This is a genomic window from Novosphingobium umbonatum (assembly GCF_004005905.1).
GTDB lineage: Bacteria > Pseudomonadota > Alphaproteobacteria > Sphingomonadales > Sphingomonadaceae > Novosphingobium > Novosphingobium umbonatum.
This window is the reverse complement of record NZ_SACO01000004.1, coordinates 287,611-304,415: the sequence shown is the minus strand read 5'-3', so window position 1 is coordinate 304,415 and position 16,805 is coordinate 287,611. Positions and strand designations below refer to the sequence as shown.

Genomic DNA, 16,805 nt, shown 5'->3' with positions numbered 1-16,805 from the left:
CCGACCGATCGTTTCTGCCCAGCCTCAGATTGAAAATCGGCTTTGCGTTTATTGGGTCAGGCGTGCCGATTGCATGGTCATGGCAAACAGCGAGGCAAGCGCGGCGGAAATATCGCCATTGGCCCCCACCTCGTAAAACATGACCTCGCCAGACGAGGTGGTGGAGGCGCAGGATTTGAGCGCAGGGGCGACATAGGGGATGCGCGGGGCCACAACCGAGGTTGACCACGAATCGCCGGTAAGGGTGGCCGAATCATAAGTGGTGTAAAGCACGCCGATCATCACGCCTTTGGCTTTGATCGCGCTGCATTGCGTCAACGTATCGGCATGCATTTCGCCAACATAGCGCGATCCATTACGCGACTCATCCAGCATACCATCAGTGATGATCAGCAGAACTTGCTTAGCCTTTGCTGACGTGGTTCCGTCACCGGCGGTCGGGATATAGCTTTTCGCCAAGGATAGTGTCGTCGTGAATTGGGATGCTTCATCGTTGATGCAGTAGTTTTGTCCGGGGCAAAAATTGGAATACCATCGCACCTGTTGTGTATAAAGGTCGGGAACGGATGACCTGCTCATCGAATTGACGTCTGCCATGGATGATGTAACGGCCCGAACCGGAACGTTTTCATTTTGACGCGGCCAGTCAAAGCTGAAGATTTGCATTTTATAGGTGACATTGTTGCTGGCGGCGTAGGATTGGGCGGTCTCGATCAAATCGCGCGAGGCTTCGGTCTCGGCGTCGATGCGCAGGGGAATGCTGACCGAACCGCCATAAAGGCTGGAATAATTGCGCGATAACCAATGGGTGTCGGCATAGACGCCGCTGCTGAATGCGCCGACAGGCTGCGAGCCGTTGCGATAGGAACTGCTGTAAACATAGCCGTTCTGAATACTGGAAACCGGCCACGCATTGTTCGAACTGTCCAGCCAGATGTCCTGCCCTGCGGTGTTCTGGATATAAATGTTATTATTATGCGCGGTGGATGTGTGGCAGGCAAAGGTGCAGCCATAGGGGGAATTGGAACGCGCCTTGGTCGCGTTGCGCAGGGCGTCCATGCCCGCTGTGGTGGTGGGCAACAGCATGGAGGGGCTGATGTCCAGCAACAGGTAATAATTGATATAGGGCGCCTTGGAGGCTGCGGCCTTGGCGGTGCCCGCAATGGCCAAAGAGCCGGATTTGAGAATGCTGGAAAACAAGTTGGTCGATTTGGCCCGCCATGCCACCGTTGCGGTCCGCACCGAGGCCGAGGAGGCCGAGGATGTGGTGGTGATGGTGACCGTTATGTCGGTGCTGCTGTCAAACACCAGTCCGGTCAGGCCGGTGACCTGTGCCTTGAACATATTGATGGCGGTGGTTTGCGCCGCCTGTGTCGTGCCCGCCATGGCCGTGTTGCTCACCGCGCTCAGCGCGGCGGAATCGGCGGCGGCGTTGAGGATGGTCTGCAAACGCATGGCGCGGCTGTAATCTATGCCAAAGCCAATGGCGAAGATCAGCGGCACCAGAATGAAGCCGCACATCATCAGCACATTACCGCGCGCATCATGCCACAATCGGGGCCAAATTCTCACAAGCCATGACGCAGGCGCAAAAGAGCGTCCACCACGAGGCGTGGCGGTGCTTTGCGTCCTTTGGTGGCGACCCTTTGGCAAAAACATTATTCCGCTTTTAACCATAGGGTTTGAGCGAAATCTCAGCAGGCACCTAAGAGTTGCCCCTAGGGTAAGGCGGGGTTCCTTTGGGTCAGCATGGGGCAATCTGCTGATGGCCTTGCCTGATGGATTGTGCAAATCTGCCGCTATCGCGCCTTGCGTGCCAAGACCTTGTATCATCGGGAGTTAACTCATGCGCTTTCCCTTCTTGCTTCTGGCATCCACCTTGATCGCCAACCCGGCGCAGGCGGCGGCCTTGGCACCTGCGGCGGCCAAGGCGCAGATTGACGGTGTGGTGGACCGGAACTGGGCGGAACTTGAAGCGCTTTACAAGGATTTGCACAGCCATCCCGAAGTGGGCTTTCAAGAGGTCCGCACCGCTGCCATTCTAGCGGAGAAACTGCGCAAGCTGGGTTTTGACGTGACCGAGCATGTGGGCAAAACCGGCGTGGTGGGCGTGCTGCGCAATGGGGCGGGGCCGGTGGTGCTGGTGCGGACCGAGATGGATGCGCTGCCTTTGGAGGAAAAGACCGGCCTGCCATGGGCCAGCACCGCGCAGCAAACGGTCGGCGGCAAGGTCAGCGCCACCATGCATGCCTGTGGCCATGATGTGCATATGGCATGGTGGCTGGGCACGGCACAGGCGCTGGTCGCGCTAAAATCGCAGTGGAAGGGTACGCTGGTCTTCATTGGTCAGCCTGCCGAGGAAGGCGGCGGCGGGGCGCAGGGCATGTTGGCTGATGGGCTGTTCACCCGCTTTCCCAAGCCCGACTATGCCTTTGCTGCCCATGTTGGCGCCGATGTGGCGGGGGCGGTGTCGGTCAAGCAGGGGGTGGCGACCTCCAATTCCGATTCTTTCCGCATTACGTTCAACGGGCAGGGCGCGCATGGATCGATGCCGGACAAAAGCATTGACCCGATCGTGATGGGCGCCCGCTTTGTGCAGGATGTGCAAACGGTGATCAGCCGCCAGAAGGACCCGCAAAAATTCGGCGTGGTGACCGTGGGCAGTTTTCATGCCGGAACGGTGGGCAATATCATCCCCGACAATGCGGTGTTGCAATTGACGGTGCGTTCTTTCGACGCCGATGTGCGTAAAGTGCTGCTCGACGGGATTGTGACCACGGCCAAGGGCGTGGCGGCCATGTCCAATGCCCCCGCTCCCGATATTGTCCATGGGCAGGGCGGCAAGAGCGTGGTGAATGACAGCGCGTTGGCGGCCAGTTCTGCGACGGTTTTGACATCGGCCTTGGGCGCTGGGCGGGTAACGCTGGAACCGGAGTTCAAGCCGGGATGGACGGCGAGCGAGGATTATTCGGAATTTGTCAACGCGGGTGTTTCTCGTTCTGTGTTCTTCAGCATTGGCGGCAGCGATCCCAAGCTGCTGGAAAGGTTGAAGGAGGAGGGTAAGCCGGTGCCGGTCAACCATTCACCCTACTTTGCCCCTCTGGCAGAGCCATCGATCCGCACCGGGGTAGAGGTGTTGAGTTTGGCGGTGATGAGCGTGGCGAGGAAATAGGGCTGGAGCCTTAATGGTATTCCAGTTGCAAAAATTGATCTGGCTTTTGTGAAAAATTGGACGTACCAATATACTCCATAAAATACAATAATGGTGGAGTGGATTGGTATGATGACGACATGGAAGCGTCTTGCTCTTTGTAGCGGCGCGGTGGCGGCGGTGGCTGTCGCCACCACGGCCTGTGCGGCGGAAACGGGCAATGCATGGATGGCCCCGCCCTTGGTAGCGCAGCAACAGGCGGCCTCCAGCGACGAGGCCCGCGAGGCCATTGCGCGCCAGCGGGCCAAAATGCTGATCGCGGCCATGACGTTGGACCAGAAATTGCAGCAATTGACCGGTGCCAAGCCGGAAACGCTGCCCGATCTGCCCGAATGTTTTGGCGGACGCCATGTCAGCGGCATTGCCGAGCTGGATATACCCACTTTCCGCATCACCAATGGTCCGGTCGGATTGGGCCAGAATGACTGCGTATCGCATGAAGTGGCCAAGAATGTGCTGCATATGCCCGGTTTTGGCGATATTTCGCAGGCCTATTCGCATTCCAGTTCGGCCAAGGCGACGGCGCTGCCTTCGGCGGTCGGGGCGGCGGCCTCCTTTGATCCGGCGGTGGGCGCGATGTATGGCGATGTGATTGCCGATGAAATGCGCGCTCTGGGACTCCATGTGTTTGAAGCGCCGGGTGTCAATCTCGCCCGCTTGCCGATCCTGGGCCGCAATATGGAGTATTTCGGTGAAGACCCCTATCTGAGCGGGGCGATGGCGGTGGCCGAGACCAAGGCTTTGCAGTCCAAGGGGTTGATCGCCATGGTCAAACATTTCGTGGCCAATGAGCAGGAAACCAACCGCCAGACCATTCAGGAAAATGTCGATCGCCAGACCCTGCGCGAGCTGTACCTCTTACCATTTGAAATGGCGGTGAAGGATGGCAAAGTGGCGGCGGTGATGTGCGCCTATAATTATGTCAATGGCCAGTCTTCTTGTGAAAACAAGGAGATGCTGACCGATGTCCTGCGTAGGGATTGGGGCTTTACCGGCTATGTCCAATCCGATTTCTTTGCGATGAAAAGCACGGTGGCCACGTTGAACAATGGCACCGATCACGAAATGCCGCTGCCGCTGCATTGGGCGCCGGCCAAGATCAAGGCTGCGCTGGACAGCGGTGAAATCCGCCTCTCCCGCATCGACGAGGCCTTGGAGCGCCGTTATACGCAGGCGTTCAAGCTGGGCATTTTCGACCGCAAGCTGGCGCGCCAACCGATCGATGTAGCCGCAGGCGGGCGCAAGGCGCGCGAGATCGGCGGACGGGCCACGGTGCTGTTGCAAAACAATGGTGCCTTGCCCTTGCGCCATGACCTGCGCTCGCTGGTGTTGATTGGTAAGGCCAGTCAAGTCTATGCCCAGCAAGCCGTAGCAGGCGGCGCGGTGGTGGGCGAACCGATGGGCGCCGGTGGCGGCAGTTCGGACGTCGTACCCCATTACACCGTCCCCCCGATCGAAGGCTTGCGTAATGCGCTCAAGGAATTGGGTAATGGGCAGGCCAGCGTGAAGCTCATTCTGGTCGATGATGCCAATGCCATCGCCACGATTGACGGCCAAAGCGTCGATTTCGCGCAAGCTCTGGCCGAGGCAGGCAAGGCCGATGCGGTGGTGATGATGGCTGGCACCATTTCCGAGGAAGGGGCCGACCGCGCGACCTTTACCGACAAGAGCGGCAAGCAACTGGCCGCGCCAGCATCACTGGGCAGCGGGCTGGATTGGTACACCGGCCATTCGAACACGATTACCACCAAGGATGGCGATAATCGGGCGCGCAACAGCGGCACAGTGGCGATGATCAACCGCCTGATGGCCGCCCCTTCGACCAGCGGCAAGCCGATGGCGGGCAAGACGGTCTTGGTGCTTAAAGACAATGCGGGGGTCGCCATGCCCGCTACTCTGGTCGGGACCAAGGGGCCAGCCATTCTGGAGGCATGGTTTCCGGGTCAGGAAGACGGGAATATCGTGGCCGACGCACTGTTTGGCCGCATCAACCCTTCGGGCAAATTGCCCGTCACGGTGCCGTTCGAGGGCAAAGGCTTTCTCGATCATGTCACCACCAGCCAGTTCCCCGGCGTGATCTCGCCCGATGGCAAGGTGCAGACGGTGACCTATAGCGAGCAATTGGCGATGGGCTATCGCTGGTATGACGCCAATCCGTCCGGTACCTGCGCGCAGGCCAAGGGCGGCAATTCCTGCGTGGCCTTTCCGTTTGGACATGGCCTGTCCTATACCAGTTTCTCGGTGGGACGTCCGGCTCTGGTCAAAGGCAAAACGCGCGATACTTGGCAGGTGGAGGCCAGCGTGACCAACACCGGCAAGCGTCAGGGCGCGCAGGTCTTGCAGTCCTATCTCTCGCTGCCCGCCTCCGCCAACAGCTATGGCGCCAAACAGCCGCCGCGCCGTTTGGTCGGCTTTGCCAGAGTGGAACTTGCGGCGGGCGAGACGCGCAAAGTCTCGATCCCGCTCGATGCCAAGGCCAGCCATCACCCCTTGGGCGTGTGGAATGAAAAGGCGCATCAATGGGTCATCCCCAAGGGGCGCTTTACGGTCTGGCTTGGCGTTTCCTCCGCCTTGCCGGATTTGAAAATGGCCGGAACGATCGAGCGTTAAAGGGTGATGGGCGGCATGGCGGGGAAAGCGCCCTGCCATGCCGCCTTTGGTTCAGGGCTTGCAGGAAGGATCAGGTTTGCCCGCCCATTCCAGCGCCTGTGTGAGGAAGCGCCGGTAATTGGGATCGGCAAAGGTTGCCGGCACATGGCCAATCGCGGAGTAGAAAGAACGCCCGCGCCCCACACAATGTTTCCATGCAATCGGGTGGTCTTTGCCCATCACCAGATGTTCGGGCGGGTTATAACCGCTCTCGTCCAGCGTCAGCAGCACCCGCACGCCCTTTTGGCGCGGGTTGGCGCGGAAGGAATACCATTCATCGGTCATGGGAAATTCGGCGGGCAGGCCGCTTGTGGTGGCGTCCGCGGGTTGTTCCACATGCAGCGTGGCGGGGCGGAATTGCGGGTTGGCCGGATGGCCCAGAAAGCTGGCGCCGATCAATGTGTCATTATACCAGTCCCAGAAGGTCATTGGATCGCCCGCCGCACCATGTAGGCCAACAAAGCCGCCGCCGCGCGTGATCCATTCGCGCAGGGCCTTGCGCTGGGTGAGGGTTAGCGCATCGCCGCTGATATTGTTCCAGACCACCAGATCATAGTGCGCCAGCACCTCTGGCCGGATTGCGCCGCCCTTGTCGGTTACTTGCAAAGACCAGCCCCGTTCTTGCGCCATGCTTTCGAGCGCATGACGGGCGGTGGCCACCGATTCCTTGTCGAGGAAGCCGTTGATCTTTTCAAACACCAGCACATGCAATCCCTTGCCCGACGGGCGCGGGTCGGCGGGGACATTATCATAGCGGGCGCAGCGGGCCCGTTGATCGGCGGCGGTGACCGGCAACTGGCGCAGCCTTTGGTCCAGTCGCGCCAAAGTGGCAGGATCGGCCTTGTTCATGGCGTAAACGCTGCGCAGCGTTACGATCACGCTGAAAGTGGGGGCACTGGTGCCGGTGAGGAAAGGGTTCAGCTTGGTGAAGCTCTCACCCAGTTCCTCGGTCACGATCGCGCTGGCCGCCGGATTGATCAGAATGTCGATCAAGGGGCTGTCGATCGAAAAAGCCGCCTTGGCCAGCGGGCAATCGATCGGGCGGGGAGTGGCCATCGTGGTGGCCATGGCATTGGTGGCGCCACTAAGGCCCAGCAAAAGCGCCAAGGCGCTGGCAACAGATTTGGTCGGCATTCCGGCTCATCTCCCATGTGTTTGCGCTATCATGCGCGGCCTTCGCGCTGCTGGCCACAGGAAATTTGCGAAAATATGGGGGATGATCCTGAAACAAAAGGGGGCGGTCTGGTGACTAGCAAAACCGCCCCAGTTTGGGCCATGCCTTAGGGAAGCGATGGCCGGTTTTCGCGTGGACATAAAACGGGATCAGAAGTGGTCCCTATCCTTGGCGATGCGGACAGGGCCTTGGTATTGCTGCCCAATTGCGGCCTGATAGCGGGCATCGGCTCCGGCATCGCTGGCGCCGCCACCGGCAATATGGGTGACGACCACAGCTTTGACGCCTGCCTTTTGCGCCATGATGCCGATGGCGGCGGGGCTGAGATGGTGGCGGGTAAGATGAGCCGCCATATTGGCCTTTTCCGTATCGGAAATATGCCGAACTCGCCGGTTCATCTGGGCCAGAGTGTCGTCCAGATCGATCATTTCCGTCACCAGCAGGTCCGCCCCTTGGGCCAGTCGGGTGACATTCTCGCTGGGGCCGGTGTCGCCGGTATAGACGATCGCGCGATCGGGCAGTTCAAAGCGGAAAGAGAGCGAGCGATAGGTTCGCTCCTCCACGCTGCCGGGGGCAAAGCTGTAATGGCTGTTGGTGGCTACTTTGACTCTAAAGCCATCTTGCTGGACCTGCGCGTCATCATCCAGTTCCACCACGCGGATGGAGGCGGCCGGATCCAGCGCGACCTCGCCCTCTATGCCAAAGCCGGACAAGGCGCTGGGGCGCATGGCGGCGATCAGGCCCGATACAATCTCCTTCATGCCGGGCGGGCCATAGATGGTCAGCGGCACAGTCGTGCGCGTTTGCAGGCGCAGACCAAGCACCGCGAACAGGCCGCCCAGATGGTCGAAATGGATGTGGCTGATCCAGATCGAGCGCAAATCGGGATAATCCGCGCCTGCCAAGGCCATGCCGGTCATTGCGCCATCGCCTGTATCGATCAAATGGGCCTCGCCCCTACGCATCAGCAGGTTGGCCGGTTCGTTCCGCCCCGCGCGCGGCATCGGCCCGCCCATGGTGCCCAGCGTGACCCAACTATAGGGCTGGGCGGTCTGGGCGGTGGCCTGCGCCAAGGGTAGCAGGCCACAGGCTAGCATCAGCAGCCATTGTCCGGATTTTCGCATGCATTCTCTCCCTAGCCTTTTGGCTGGTCTATGGTTGGATAATGTCCAGATCGCGCCCCAGCGTCACCGTGCCGGAAAAATGGGCGCGCACTTGCGTCAGATCGCTCTCGCTCACCTGGCCGACATGGCTGAGCACCAGATGGCGCACGCCAGCCTGACGGGCCAGATCGCCCGCCTGGGCAGGGGTGAGATGTTCGACGTCCATATGTTTTTGCACCGGCGGCGGTACGGCGGCGCGGTCGGCTGCGGTGGCCATTTCGCAAATCAGGATATCCGCGCCCTTGGCCAAGGCCACAACCGCTTCGGAAGGGCCGGTATCACCGGTAAACACCACGGATTTCCCGCCAAAGTCGAAGCGATAGGACAGCGATTGTGCTTCAGGTGCTTTGGAACGGTCGATCAGCGTGTAATGGCTGTTCGCCACCGCGCGGACAGTTACGGTGCCGTCGGAGAAGGTCTCGCCCGCCGCCAAAGGGCGTGCGGAAAGGAAATGGGCGGGCGAGGGTAATTGGCCGCCTTCCGCGGTGCGTATGTGGCTGTTGATCGCCATGACGCCTGCCACCGCCTGCGCCAGATCGGCTACGCCCGAGGGGCCAATTAAGGTTAGGCCCTTACCCCGTGTGGAATAGGCAAAGCTGGCCAAGGCGGTTAGCCCTGCATAATGGTCATCATGCAGATGGGTCAGGAAGACCAGCGGAACATCCCTTTCCGCGACGCCCGCATGGGCAAGTTGGCGCGACACACCGCTGCCTGCATCGATCAGATAGCGTTTGCCATCCACCTCCAGCATGGTTGCAATGCCCGCCCGATCGACGCGGCCGCCCGGTCCTCCGCCCGTGCCCAGTAGCACGATGCGGGGAGGATTGGCGCTTTGCCCATAGGCCGCGCCTGCGCCCGACATTGCGGCCATGGCCATTAATGCGGCGGGGATCATGCCCCTTTGGCACCATGTCATCAGGTGAACATTCCTTTGTTGCATCGCGTCCGCCCTTGCGGAATGGCGGACGCGATGGGTGGGCGATCAGAAATGATAGGCAAAGCGCATCCCATAGGTGCGTGGCGGGGCCAAAGTGCCATAGGAAACGTTGAGGATCGGCCGGTTGCCTGCACGGACCAGAATGGCGCGGTCTTCGATATTGTTGATGAAACCGGTCAGTTCCCAGCGACGGTCGCTGCTTTCCAGCGTCAGATAGCCGTCCGACATGCGATAGGCGGCCTGCTTTTCGTTGTCCTGAAAATTGACGTTGAGATAGAAATCCGACTTGATGGCAGTGCGCGCGCCAGCCACCAGCTTCATGCCGTTGCGCAGCGCGAAACTATGCGAATAATCCAGATTAAGCGTCCATTTGGGCGAATAGACCGTCGGCTTGCCCGAACAATCCGTGTCATAGAAACGCGCGGCATTCACCCCCGGATTGGCGAGACGGCTTGCCGTGACGGTGCAGCCGGTGGGGACCGCCGCGCCTGTATTGGAAAAGACCGAGGTTTGCAGGCTGTTATAGCGGCCGTTGAGATATTGCAGCGTGGCGGCAAACTGGTCATGCCCGTTGGGGGCAAAGCGGGCCTCGATTTCGGTGCCATAGATACGGGATTTGCCCGCATTCACTGTCACCCCGCCCGATGTGTAAAGCCCGCTGGTAGAGGGCACACCGCCGACGAAAGAGATCTGTTGGTCGGTATAATCCCAATAGAAGGCTTCGGCATTGAGTTGCAACCGGTTGCCCCAGAACCGGTTCTTGCTGCCCAGCGTATAGGCGGTGAGCATTTCGGGTGCGAATGTGTTGGCGGGCGGGGCCGCGACAAAGAAGCCGCCCGCCTTGAAGCCGGTGGACACATGGGCATAGGCCAAAGAGCGCGGGCCAACGTCCCATTCGACGCCCGCTTTCCATGTCGCCTTGTTGAAAGACAGATGGCCGGAAAAGGCCGCGCCCAGCGCCGGATTGACCGCGTTGGGCAGCCCGCCAGCAGCCAGCGAGGTGGTCTGGCTCTTGGTTTCATGCGTATAGCGGCCGCCCACCACCAGACGCAGCTTGGGCGTCAGATGATAGGTCAATTGGCCGAAACCGGCGATGCTTTGTGTTTTGAGTAAGGGGTTGAACAGGGTGGTCGACAGGTTGCCTTGCGCGAAATAGTTGGTCGCGGTCTGGTCTTCGGCAAAATAGAAGGCGCCCAGTACATAGCGCAGCTTCCCCGTGTCTTGCGAGGCAAGGCGGGTTTCAAGGCTCAATTGCTGCGAGCGGTCGCTCACTTGCAACAGGAAGCCGGGCAGGTAGGAACGGTAATTGGACGCACTGCTGCGATAGGCGGGAATGAGGGTGAGCGTGGCAAAGCCCAGATTGCCTTCGGTCTGGGCGCTGATGCCCCAGAAATCACCCTGTAGATAGCCGTCAGTCTTGGGCGTCATCACGCAACCGCTGGAGACCAGTTTACCGGCGCCGCCGCAAAAGGGGGGCGCGGCCAAGGTGGCAGCATAGGTCTGCAAGGCGGCAACCGATACCGGATCCGCGCCGCCAATCCGCGCGCCTAGCGTCGGCGCGGTGGCGACCGAACCGGGCAACAGGACATTGCCCCCGCCCATACCGTGTTGGTGGTAATAATCGGCGACCAAAGTCATCGACCAATCGGGCGAGGGCTTGATCAGCAGCGAGGCGCGGGCGGCCTCGCCCTTGTCATCGTCATAGCCGTCCGAGAGATAGCCGTTGCGGTCGATCATCTGGCCCGCAAGGCGAAGCGCCATGATCGGCCCCAAGGGAATGTTCAGCGCTGCCGAGGCCTTGCGGGCCTGATAATTGCCTGCTTCTAAATTGATGTCACCGCCCCATTCGCCCAGCTTGGGCCGATTGGGCAACACATTGATCGCGCCGCCGGTGGCATTGCGGCCATAGAGCGTGCCTTGCGGCCCTTTGACCACTTCGACGCGTTGCAGGTCGTAATAGACGCCCGAAGGCGCGGTGGGGCGGGCGATGAACACGCCGTTGAAATTGAAACCGACCGCATTTTCGGCATAGGAATTGCCGGCCTGTGTCCCCACCCCGCGCACATAGATGCTGGTCGTTCCGCCCGAAGGCTGAACCGACAGGGCAGGGGCCAGTCTTTGCAGATTGGTCGTGTCGGAAATTCCCGCCTTGATCAGTTCGCTGCCCGAAACGGCGGTAATGGCGACGGCGGCCTTTTGCGCGCTTTCCACGCGGCGTTGGGCGGTGACGACAATGTCCTGCAGACCCGTTTCGGGGGCGCTTTGCGCATAGGCGGCATTGGTCAAGTTAAGTGCGCTGCCCAGCAGCAAGCATAGGCGTAAGGACCTTGATCCCATGGTTTTCTCTCCCCGTTTGATGGCGGCGTTTGGGCCTGCCTTGTGATTCTTCATCTGATAACTACATATGTAGAAGTGAAGGTGGCTTGTCAAGGCGCCATGCACGCGGCAAGGCAAGGCAGAGCAGGCCAGCATGCCCATTGCGGCGCGCCGGTCCCACGCAAGGACGACCAAGATGGATGCGCTGCCCGAAGCTGCCCCGCGTGAGCAAACAGGCCCGACCAAGGGCAATCGCCGCGATGAACTGGCGCGCGGCGCGCTAGAAGTGCTGGGCCTTTACGGCAGCCGTGGCTTTACCCATCGCGCATTGGACCGGCATCTGGGCCTGCCCGAAGGCACGACTTCGGCCTATTACCGCCGCCGCGAGGATCTGGTGGCCATGGCCATCCGCCATGTGTTCCTGCAGGACGCGCGGCAATTGGATGATATCGTCAGCCGGATAGAGAGCCTGTGCGGAGGCAAGGCAACCCGCGATGTCGTGGCGCAATGTTGTCTGGATCTGTGGCATTATGTTGCCGCGCAGTCGCAAGGCACTTTGGTGCTTGCCCGCTATGAATGCTTTATCATGGCGCGGCGCGATCCTGAATTGATGGCTTTGGTGGAAAACGTGATGTTGGCCCGCCAGACCCGCTGGGAACCGATCATGGCGCAGATGGGGGCCAAAGACCCTGCCGCTGCGGCGCGCTATATCGGCCTTGTCTTGCGCAGCGTGTTTTTCTCGGAGATCTTTTTCCCGTCGGCCCTTCGCACCTCGCAGGCCGAGATCGATTTCGGCTTTTTCAGTCGTCTGGTAGAGACGGCCATTGCCGAAGGGGATTGAAATCAACCCTGCCGATGGCGGGGGAACAACGGTTTGGGGAAATGCAGGGCCAATGTTACCGCCGTGGCCAGCACCAGCAACATGGTCATCAAATGGGGCGGCAGGCTGGGCATAGTGTCATGCAGTTGCGCTGCATGGAAATAGGGGCGCATGATCATGGCCCCGCCAAAAGCCAGCCCTATCTGTTGCCCCAATCGCAGGGTGGCCGCACCGGTACCGGCATAGGCTGTTGGCATGCGGGCCAGACTGGCCGGACCGATGCAGCCCGAGGTCATGCCCACGCCCACACCGGCAAGCCCCAAAATCGGCAGCAAGGCCCAAAGCGGCAATTGCGTCTGAGCGCTGGCCCAAATGATCAAGGGGGCGGCGATCATCAACAGTGACGCTCCCGTTGCAAGGACAAAGCGCCCGTTGGGTTTCAACAAATATCGGCCAAAGCACAGGATCGAGAAGAAGACGCCCAGCCCATAGGGGATCAACATGGCACCCGACAGTGAAGGCGATCGGCCCAAGGTGGTTTGCATGATATGGTTGACGATGATCAGCAGGCTGTTGCTGCTGGCGCTGAAACAAATGGTCAGCATGGCGCCGGTGACCAATTGCCTTTTGGCGTCCGGATCGATGGCCTGTCCCTCGGTCTCGCGCTGTTCCCTTTGCCATTTGCGCAGCAGCAGGACGGCAATAACGGGCAGGGCAAGGGCCGCCAACATCCATGGCTGAAACCCTTGCTCGCCACGGCCCAGCCATTCGAACAGGGCCATGATCAGCGCCACCACCAGCGCCAACCCCCAACGCCCTTTGGGCATGGCCGTGCCCGTTTGCCCCTGCGTGTGGCGAGGCAGCAGCCAAAAGCCGAGCAGGAAGCTAACCAAGCCGATGCAGGCAGAGCCTAGAAACACCGTCCGCCACCCCATATCCATCCAATTGGCGGTGATCAGGAAACCGGCGGCCACCGGCCCGAAGGTGCCCGCCGAGGCCGAGGCAAAGCCCAAAGCGGGCAGCAGCTTGACCCGCTGCTCTGGCGTGTAGAGGATGTGCAGCAGGCCCATCACTTGCGGCGCGGTCATGGCAAAAGCGGCACCCTGCGCTACGCGGGCCAGCAGGAAGGGCGTAATCTGGTCCGACATGGCACAGGCCAGCGAGGCCAGCACAAAGAGGGCCGCCCCCGTCAGGAAGATCCGGCGATGCCCGATCCGATCCGCCATCGATCCGGTCAACACCAGCGTCAAGGCAAAGCCAAGGGCATAGGAGCTGAAAACCCAATGGGTGATTGTGTCCGATGCATGCAATTGGCGCGAAACCACCGGCATGGAAATGTTGACGAACATATGGTTCAACACTTCCATGAAATTAGCCAGCAGCAGGGCGGCAAACGGCAGGTAGGGCGATAGGCGAAGCTGTCCGCTCACTTGCACTCCCCTCCTGTCCCTTGTGGCCGTTGGATGGTCCCCCTCCGGCTTATGCCTGCCTTGCCCATAGCTAGGATGCGATGAACTGGCCAGTCGCGGCCATCCGATGGGCGATGTTTTTGCAAAACGTGGTGAAAAGGCATCAGGGGCATTTGCGGCGGGCGATTTTGGTTCTAGAGATGGGCGCGCAAGAGGTTCGGGGAACGTTTAACCAGTGGCAACAATCAAGGATGTGGCCAAGGCTGCGGGCGTTTCGTTCAAAACCGTGTCCCGCGTGGTCAATGGCGAAAAGCGCGTTGGCGCCGAGGCCCGCGAAAGGGTGCAACAGGCGATCAGGGATCTGGGCTACAAGCCTACGCTGGCCGCGCGGCAACTGGCCGGACAGCGCAGCTATCTGATCGGCTTGGTGGTGCTGGGTTCGGGGATCAGCTATATTTCGCGCATGATGATCGCCATGGGTTCGGCCTGCCGCGATCGGGGCTATAATCTGATTACCGCCACGCTGGATTACAAACAGCATAACGCGTCCGACACCGTGGCCATCAGCTTTTCCGCGCGGCCAGATAGCGTGATCCTGACCCCGCCCTATTGTAATGATCAGCGCATTCTGGACCATTTCGAGCGGGAGAAAATCGCGGTTGTCCGCGTGGCTGCGGTGACCGAGGGCTATGGCCTCACCGTACCGGTCAACGAGGAACCTTGCGCGCTTGAACTCATGCGCCATTTGTTGGGTCTGGGACATAAAAGGATCGGGATTATCGCCCCGCCTTTGCCGCGCCGCGCCTCCGAAGCGCGTCTGGAGGCCTATTGCAAGGCGTTGGACGAGGCGGGCATCGCCTTTGATCCCGATCTGGTGCTGCGCGGCGATTTCAGCTTTGCCGCAGGCGTACAGGCGACCACCAGCCTGATGGCCCTTCCCGACCGGCCCACCGCCATTTTCGCCACGGGCGATGAAATGGCCGCGGGCGTTTTGGCCGAGGCTGCACGACTGGGCTATCGCGTGCCCGATGATCTGGCGGTGGCCGGTTTTGACGATTCCCCGATCGCGCGCATGGTGTTCCCGCCGCTGACCACTGTGCATCAACCTGTGCCCGATATTGCAAGGGCTGCGGTGGAGGCGGCGATCAATCCCGCGTTCCAGCCACAGCCCTTTTCCTATCAACTGATCATCCGTGGCTCCACTGACGGCAGCCGCCAGCATTGTCTGGAGCCTTATCCTTTTTAACCTTTCATGCGTTGCATCAGGCGTTCAAAGTCCATGATCGGCAAGGAAGGGGTGTAGCGGCCTTCCAGCACCGCGCTGAGATAGCGAGCGGCATTGCGGACATATTCCTGCTCGCTCAACGCGGCCTGTTGCACCACCGGCAGGGCAGGGCGCGCTGCCTCGCCGATGAAGGTCAGGCCGTTGATAGCCTGCAATTGCACCTGCCACACCCGATCCTGTGCGGCCAATGTGGTGAGCATTTTGACCGGTTCCTCCACCTCACCCAGATGGACCAGGGTTTCGGCAACAAGGACGCGGATCTGGTCGCAAGTCTCCTGCGCCAGCAGCTTTTGCAACGCAGGTTTTGCGGCGGCAGGGCGGTGGATCAACAGGCCCATCGCCGCCCAATAGCGCAGCACGGGCAGTTTGGCGTCCAGCCCCGCGAGCAATTGCGCGGTGCTGGCCGAACCGCTGACCGCAGCACGGGCCAACTCCATCACCTGCGGCAGGGGATAAAGCGCGCGGTTGCGGCTCTCGAAATAGCCTTCACCGGCCAAGGCTTCGGGGATAAAGCCATTGTCGTTGATGGCCAGCATATGCTCGTCCAGCGCCTTGCTCAACCGAGCCAATTGTGGCTTGGCGCTGGCATCCTTGGCCAGATTGCGCAATTCATGCGGGTCCTGCCGCAGGTCATACAGTTCCTCGAACGGCTTGGGCTGAAAGAAGCGGTCCTGATCGGCATTGAGCGTTCCGGCCCGATGCGCGCTTTCCCAGTCCTGATAGCCTTTGGCCAACCACTCAAAGGCCTGATGCTGTCCCCATGGCCGATGGGGCATGTAATTGCGGATATAGCGCCAGCGCCCATCGGTGACGGTGCGCTGGAAATCATAGCGTTCATCCATGCGGTTGCGCATGGAAAAGGCATAGGTCTTGGCGCTGGCACGGGGGCCAAGGAAAGGTTTGCCGACCATTTGCGCCGGTTGCGCCACACCGGCCAGCGACAGCACGGTGGGGGCCAGATCGATGAAGGATACCGGACTGGTCAACTCGTGCCCCGGGGCAACGGGTAACAGATGGCGCCATTTGGGCGGGGCATAGACCACCATCTCGCAGGCCAGCCCTTCCTCATAGCAATAGCGCTTGGATCGGGGCAGGATGCCGCCATTGTCGGAATAGTGGAAGATGATCGTGTCTTCGGCCAGACCGTCGGCTTCCAATTCGGCAAGCCGTTCGGCCAATTGACCGTCCATCTTTTCCATCATGTTGTAATAGCTGGCATAGTCTTGCCGGATGCCGGGCGTATCCGGCAGGAACGGGGGCAGCGTGATCATGTCGGGCGTCACGCGGCCTGCGGTGGGTTTGAAAAGACGGGATTCATGGGTGGTTTCATAGTTGAACACCGCCATGAAGGGCTGGTTGGCGGGCCGTTTGCGCCAATGGCCCTGTGGCCCTTGCACATCCCAGATGGCTTCGGGCTTAACATCGCAATTGTAATCCGTCTTGGTGTTGTTGCTGCAAAAATAGCCTGCCTCCCGCAACAATTGCGGATAGGTCTTGAAGGCTTCGGGCCAATGGGCATTGGCGCGCATATGGTTGGCCGGCGCACAGCTTTCGGGATAAACGCCGGTCAGAATGCCAAAGCGCGACGGCGCGCAAACCGGCGCGTTGGAATAGACATGGCGGAACAAGACGCCCTTGCGCGCCAATCCGTCGATGGTGGGCGTATGGGCCAATTTGTCGCCATAGGCGCCAATATAGGCGTTATTGTCTTCCGACACGATCCACAGGATGTTGGGGCGCTTGCCTGAAGAGGGTTGGGCAAGCGCCCCCTGGGCTGCGCCTGCCGCCAGAGTGGCGGCTGCGCCCAGAAGATGGCGACGGGTAAAGTTGTAATGGGACAT

Annotated in this window: 11 protein-coding genes; 4 read left to right on the top strand and 7 right to left on the bottom strand. The window is 60.5% G+C overall.

Annotation, left to right across the window (positions count from 1 at the left end; genetic code table 11):
• Positions 1 to 48: 48 nt before the first annotated feature.
• Positions 49 to 1,572 carry a TadE/TadG family type IV pilus assembly protein gene (locus tag EOE18_RS07685; protein ID WP_164852697.1) on the bottom strand — a complete coding sequence of 508 codons (1,524 nt, stop codon included), beginning with the start codon at positions 1,570 to 1,572 and terminating at the stop codon, positions 49 to 51.
• A gap of 274 nt (positions 1,573 to 1,846) precedes the next feature.
• Between EOE18_RS07685 and EOE18_RS07680 the strand changes: the two genes are divergently transcribed.
• Entirely contained in the window at positions 1,847 to 3,172 is a 1,326-nt protein-coding gene (locus EOE18_RS07680; protein WP_127707884.1) for an amidohydrolase, read from the top strand.
• Positions 3,173 to 3,280: 108 nt separating this feature from the next.
• Positions 3,281 to 5,821: a beta-glucosidase family protein gene (locus EOE18_RS07675; RefSeq protein WP_220445985.1), complete on the top strand. Its 2,541-nt coding sequence runs from the start codon at positions 3,281 to 3,283 to the stop codon at positions 5,819 to 5,821.
• A 51-nt stretch (positions 5,822 to 5,872) separates the two neighbouring features.
• Here the strand turns inward: EOE18_RS07675 and EOE18_RS07670 are convergent, their stop codons facing one another.
• The 4 genes from EOE18_RS07670 to EOE18_RS07655 form a co-directional block, all read right to left on the bottom strand.
• Positions 5,873 to 6,994 carry a ThuA domain-containing protein gene (locus tag EOE18_RS07670; protein ID WP_127707882.1) on the bottom strand — a complete coding sequence of 374 codons (1,122 nt, stop codon included), beginning with the start codon at positions 6,992 to 6,994 and terminating at the stop codon, positions 5,873 to 5,875.
• 189 nt (positions 6,995 to 7,183) lie between these two features.
• Positions 7,184 to 8,158, bottom strand: coding sequence for an MBL fold metallo-hydrolase (locus EOE18_RS07665; protein ID WP_127707880.1), 975 nt, complete (start codon positions 8,156 to 8,158; stop codon positions 7,184 to 7,186).
• 28 nt (positions 8,159 to 8,186) lie between these two features.
• Positions 8,187 to 9,113 (bottom strand): MBL fold metallo-hydrolase, encoded by a 927-nt coding sequence (locus EOE18_RS07660; protein WP_164852696.1) that lies wholly within the window; start codon positions 9,111 to 9,113, stop codon positions 8,187 to 8,189.
• Positions 9,114 to 9,179: 66 nt separating this feature from the next.
• Entirely contained in the window at positions 9,180 to 11,471 is a 2,292-nt protein-coding gene (locus tag EOE18_RS07655) for a TonB-dependent receptor (RefSeq protein ID WP_127707876.1), read from the bottom strand.
• A 175-nt stretch (positions 11,472 to 11,646) separates the two neighbouring features.
• Between EOE18_RS07655 and EOE18_RS07650 the strand changes: the two genes are divergently transcribed.
• Positions 11,647 to 12,291, top strand: coding sequence for a TetR/AcrR family transcriptional regulator (locus EOE18_RS07650; RefSeq protein WP_127707874.1), 645 nt, complete (start codon positions 11,647 to 11,649; stop codon positions 12,289 to 12,291).
• Positions 12,292 to 12,293: 2 nt separating this feature from the next.
• On the opposite strand, the gene EOE18_RS07645 is transcribed toward EOE18_RS07650, so the two are convergent.
• The gene (locus EOE18_RS07645) at positions 12,294 to 13,700 is read right to left on the bottom strand and encodes an MFS transporter (RefSeq protein WP_127707873.1); all 1,407 of its coding nucleotides are present in this window, start codon (positions 13,698 to 13,700) and stop codon (positions 12,294 to 12,296) included.
• Positions 13,701 to 13,914: 214 nt separating this feature from the next.
• Between EOE18_RS07645 and EOE18_RS07640 the strand changes: the two genes are divergently transcribed.
• The gene (locus EOE18_RS07640; RefSeq protein ID WP_127707871.1) at positions 13,915 to 14,925 is read left to right on the top strand and encodes a LacI family DNA-binding transcriptional regulator; all 1,011 of its coding nucleotides are present in this window, start codon (positions 13,915 to 13,917) and stop codon (positions 14,923 to 14,925) included.
• Here the strand turns inward: EOE18_RS07640 and EOE18_RS07635 are convergent.
• Positions 14,922 to 16,805, bottom strand: a complete 1,884-nt coding sequence (locus EOE18_RS07635) for a sulfatase-like hydrolase/transferase (protein ID WP_127707869.1) — start codon at positions 16,803 to 16,805, stop codon at positions 14,922 to 14,924. The genes EOE18_RS07640 and EOE18_RS07635 overlap by 4 nt on opposite strands.